Origin of the sequence: Candidatus Propionivibrio aalborgensis, from assembly GCF_900089945.1 — a bacterium.
GTDB classification, from domain to species: domain Bacteria; phylum Pseudomonadota; class Gammaproteobacteria; order Burkholderiales; family Rhodocyclaceae; genus Propionivibrio; species Propionivibrio aalborgensis.
Genome location: NZ_FLQY01000163.1, coordinates 1 through 4,325 on the forward strand (window position 1 = coordinate 1; position 4,325 = coordinate 4,325).

The window sequence follows — 4,325 nt, forward strand, 5'->3', positions numbered from 1 at the left end:
GCCGAGCGCGCGCCGTGCCGCTTCGAGCAGCAGTATGAGGCCCATAACCGAGGTGGCGAGGTCCAGTGTCGTCGGTTGTCCGGGGCGCGTGGCCAACTCGGAGTAGAAGACGAAGAGATACGAGGCGCAGAAGACGCCGACCAGAGCCAGTATCCAGTCGAAGGTCGGGACATAATCGCGCGGCGAACGCTTGAAGGCCGGGTAGGCGAGAAAGGCGAGGAACATGGCGAAGGCCAGATGGACGGAACGCGACTCGGTGTCGTTGAGGACAAAAACGCCCAGCGAGTAGGGCAGCGGGGAGGCGATCCAAAGTTGAAACAGCGACCACGTCAGGGCGGTCAGCATGATCAGTTTGGCGACGGCGCCGGTCGGCTTGCGCCCGCCAGTGTCGGCTTCGGCAACCAGTTGTTTGAGCTGCTCGTCGGTCAGGACGGGAGCTGTTTCTTTTTCAGCCATATGCGCACCTCCGCAGACTTCAAGGACAGACGGCCCCGAGCGGGGCCGTCTGCAGGTTTCCCCGGGAAGGCTGGAGTTCTAGCGATTCCGGGATGAGACGACCGTTTTACATCCAGCCTTTTTCCTTGTAGTACTTCACGGCGCCGTCATGCAGCGGTGCCGAAAGGCCGTTCTTGATCATCTCTTTTGGGTCCAGGTGAGCGAAAGCCGGATGCAGCTTCTTGAAGTCATCCAGATTTTCAAACACGGATTTCACCATCGTATACACGACTTCGTTCGGCACCTTCGACGACGAGACGAAGGCAGCCACTACGCCGTAGGTATTCGTCGGGTTCGGATTGGCCGCATACATGCCCCCCGGAATCGTTACCGCAGCGTAGTACGGATACGTCTTGACCAGTTTATCTACGGCCGGGCCGATGATGTTGACCAACTGGGCACCACAGGTGGTGGTCGGGTCCTGAATGTTTGCCGACGGGTTGCCGACGACGTAGGCAAAGCCGTCGATCTTGTTGTCGCAAAGGGCCGGGCCGTGTTCGTCAGCCTTCATCTCGGAAACCAGCGAGAAATCGCTCAACTTCATCTTCATTTCGGCAAGCAGCACTTCCATCGTCGCGCGCTGGCCGGAGCCCGGATTGCCGATATTGAAGCGCTTGCCCTTGAAGTCGGCCAGCGACACGATATTGGCGTCCTTGCGGGCCAGTACGACGAGCGGCTCGGGATGAATCGAGAATACGGAACGCAAATCGGCAAACGGAGCGCCCTTGAACTGGTTTTCGCCCTTCATCGCGTTGTATGCGACGTCAGACTGGGCAACGCCGAAGTCGAGTTCGCCCGCCTTGATGGTATTGACGTTGTATACCGAACCGCCGGTGCTTTCGACCGAACAGCGCATACCGTGCTTGGCTTTGTCCTTGTTCATCAGGCGGCAGATCGCGCCACCCGCAGCGTAGTAGACGCCGGTTACGCCGCCGGTACCGATGGTGACGAATTTTTGCTGTGCAAAGGCCGCCGGGCTGGCGAAGCTGGCTGAAATCGCCAGAGCGGCGGTGAGCATTGTTAGTTTCTTCATCGTAAGTCTCCTTCGTTATAGTTTTCAGATAAGAACCAAGCAAATGATGACTGCCTACGGATTGCGGGACTACGTCGGTAGGAGTGCGAATTGCCCGGGAAGTTCTACGTCAGCGAGTTCTAGCTCCGCTTGTGATGTTGGCCAACGTCAATCTTCAGGGGAAACAACACGACCTGCAGGCGACGGAAGTCAACACCCAAGATTCACACTCTACACAGATAATAGTTTTGTGCAATACCAATTTCAAGAATACCACTGATACCAATTTGGCATTCTCGATGCTTCAATGAGTTCTTCCGGGCGCCAAGACCCGGCCTAAAGGCTTGAGTCTTCGTGCTGGATTTTCGTGAGCACGTCTTTACCGCCTATACTTTAAAAAAGGAACTTGGGGGCTTTGGAAAATGCTCGTCGACGGGCGATTGGTATGGCGGCGAAACGCCAGATATGAATTGCCAGGAGGAGTGTTGCCCAATACGATGGTGGGTCGGCAACCGCCAGCGGAATCAATTGACTCGGCAGCGTTCTTGAACATGCGTTACCTGATAGTCGCCCTGATCGTGACCCTTGTCGGTTGCGCCACTCCAGAACCGACTGCCATCCAGACTCCGGAAATACGTGTCTCCGAGAGTACCTGGTGGGCGATAGATGAGGACATCGATGCCGCAGCACTGGCGGCGACGGGACCGGCAAGGAATTATGCACGTGGCTATATGGGAAGCTGGGTGTCCCTCGTCCGCCAGCGCTCCGAATCGGATTTCATTCCGTGGTACACGAGCTACTGGACCCAGCAATGGCTGGCTATCAAGGTGGGCTGGTACACGCTGAGCGGCGGGGAAGGAGAAGATTTGGCCAAGAAACGACTGACGAGCTATCTGCAGGAGCAGTATCTGGAGCGCGTGCTGGATCCCGTCGCCGAGGAGATCAATCCCGAGGTGGTCAGGGAGAATGTATTGACGCTTTACATACGGCTCCTCGGCGAACAACTCCAGGAAATCAGACGATACTATGGCGTGCCCCAGGATCAATTCGATCGGCGGCTTGAAGCCATATCGTCAATTGCGCAGGACCCTCCTGCCGCACACAGTGCTTCGCTTTACCAGCTTGTCCATGCTCACCCGATTACCAGTCTCCCCGCCTATGCGGCACTGATTGCCCGCAGCCGCGAGGCCGCCGATGGCGCCGGACCGAGGCCGTCGGGCTACAGTTTGTTGCCGGTGGCCGAACAGGCGGCTGAAACACTGGTGGCCAAACTCGCCCTCAGTGGCGGTGCAGGCGTTGCGGCGGCGGCGGTCGGCGGTGTCGCAGGCTTGGCGATTTCCCTGGGTGTGGCCGGTTTCGGCGCTATCGCGCACGAGAGCGATCGGCCGGAGATGGAAGCGCAGGTTCGGGAAAACCTGAATTCGGCGCTCGATGAAATGTGGCACAGCCTGATGGATGACCCCGTCACAGGGGTGATGGCTGGCGTGTATCACATCTATGAACAGATTGATCGAAGCCTCACTGCAGCGCATGCGCGGCCGGTTGAATCTGAATCAGAACGGTGAGGATCAGGGGCGACAAATACCAAGAGGAAATCGATGCGACGTCTATTCGCACGGTATTCAGAATGATTTCTGGAGCAGATTCGGCGGTGTTTTCGGAAGCACCGACTCGCCGCGATTCCGTGAGACTTCCTGCTCCTCGGCCAGAGATTCGTAATACTTGTAGCGATGGTAACGGCGGGCCTCCTGTTTGCTGGAAAACTGCGTTGCCGGCTCTGCTTCGATGACCGTAGCCGTTTGTTCGCTACCGATTTCTGCCGGCATCGCAGGGTTCTTCCAGGCGTCTCCTGCGCCCATGGCGGCATTTACTCGGCGTTCCATGGCTTTGTTGACTTCAATCAAGGTAATGCTGCTGTCCTTGTTCGTGTCGATCTCGTCGAAAAACTCGGGCATGCGTGGAAATTCCTCATAGGCTTCCGTGCGCGACAGTTTGCCGTCCTTGTTCTTGTCAGCAGCACGAAATCGTTTCTCGAATTCAGCCTGATTGAAATTGGATGGCACAGCTTCAGCCATAGCAAGGGCAGAGAAAAACACGAGACAAAGCAGCGAATAGCGCATTGCATTTTCCTGGATTGATGACCGGCTTTGGAATATGCACCAAATCACCTCGTGCGGCAATCGAGGGAGGAACAGCTTGAGATGAGCGAAGACGGAATCGAATGACTGGAGTTCATCCGGCGCGTTATGGATGATGACGCCTACTTCGTCAAGGCAAGGAACAGCTGGGGCAGGCGCTCCGGCAGACGCTGGATGTTGTCGATTACCGTGAAGCGCTGGCCGAATATCTGGCGCACGTATTCGTCGGCATGCGCGTCAAGGTTGATGCAATGAGTATATATGCCCATGGTGTCGAGTTCCTTCACGGCTTGCCGTGCGTCTTCGATCAGGGTGTGCGGGTCGGAGGTGTCCACGTCGGCGGGTTCGCCATCGGTGAGGATCAGCAAAAGCTTCTTGTCGGCCTTCTGGTTTTCCAGGTAGTGAGCGGCATGGCGTATGGCCGCGCCCATGCGTGTCGAGTAGCCGGCATCCAGCGCGGCAAGACGGGCTTTGACCTCGTCGCTCCACTTCTCGCTGTAGCCCTTGATGTGCTGATAGCGTACGTCGTGCCGCGTGTTCGAGTGAAAGCCGGCGATGGCCAGCGGGTCGCCCAGCCGGTCTACCGCCCAGGCAAGCAGGGACACGGCCTCCTGGCTCAGTTGCAGGATGCTCTGTCCGCTGCCGGCGACCGTTTCGTTGAGCGATTCGGAGAGATCGAG

General features: G+C 57.5%; 4 protein-coding genes and 1 pseudogene. 1 reads left to right on the plus strand and 4 read right to left on the minus strand.

Annotated features, from left to right (window positions below; genetic code table 11):
* Both PROAA_RS08980 and PROAA_RS08985 read right to left on the minus strand, forming a co-directional pair.
* A pseudogene (locus PROAA_RS08980) lies at window positions 1-456 on the minus strand (C4-dicarboxylate ABC transporter); the annotation flags it as partial.
* 106 nt (window positions 457-562) lie between these two features.
* Window positions 563-1,528 (minus strand): TAXI family TRAP transporter solute-binding subunit, encoded by a 966-nt coding sequence (locus tag PROAA_RS08985; RefSeq protein WP_186411024.1) that lies wholly within the window; start codon window positions 1,526-1,528, stop codon window positions 563-565.
* A gap of 530 nt (window positions 1,529-2,058) precedes the next feature.
* On the opposite strand from PROAA_RS08985, the gene PROAA_RS08990 reads away from it, so the two are divergent.
* The gene (locus PROAA_RS08990) at window positions 2,059-3,072 is read left to right on the plus strand and encodes a hypothetical protein (protein ID WP_186411025.1); all 1,014 of its coding nucleotides are present in this window, start codon (window positions 2,059-2,061) and stop codon (window positions 3,070-3,072) included.
* 57 nt (window positions 3,073-3,129) lie between these two features.
* On the opposite strand, the gene PROAA_RS08995 is transcribed toward PROAA_RS08990, so the two are convergent.
* On the minus strand, window positions 3,130-3,627 hold the full coding sequence (locus PROAA_RS08995; RefSeq protein WP_186411026.1) for a hypothetical protein: 498 nt from the start codon (window positions 3,625-3,627) through the stop codon (window positions 3,130-3,132).
* A 140-nt stretch (window positions 3,628-3,767) separates the two neighbouring features.
* Window positions 3,768-4,325 (minus strand): nitric oxide reductase activation protein NorD (locus PROAA_RS09000; protein WP_186411027.1); only part of this gene is annotated, 558 nt, incomplete at its 5' end.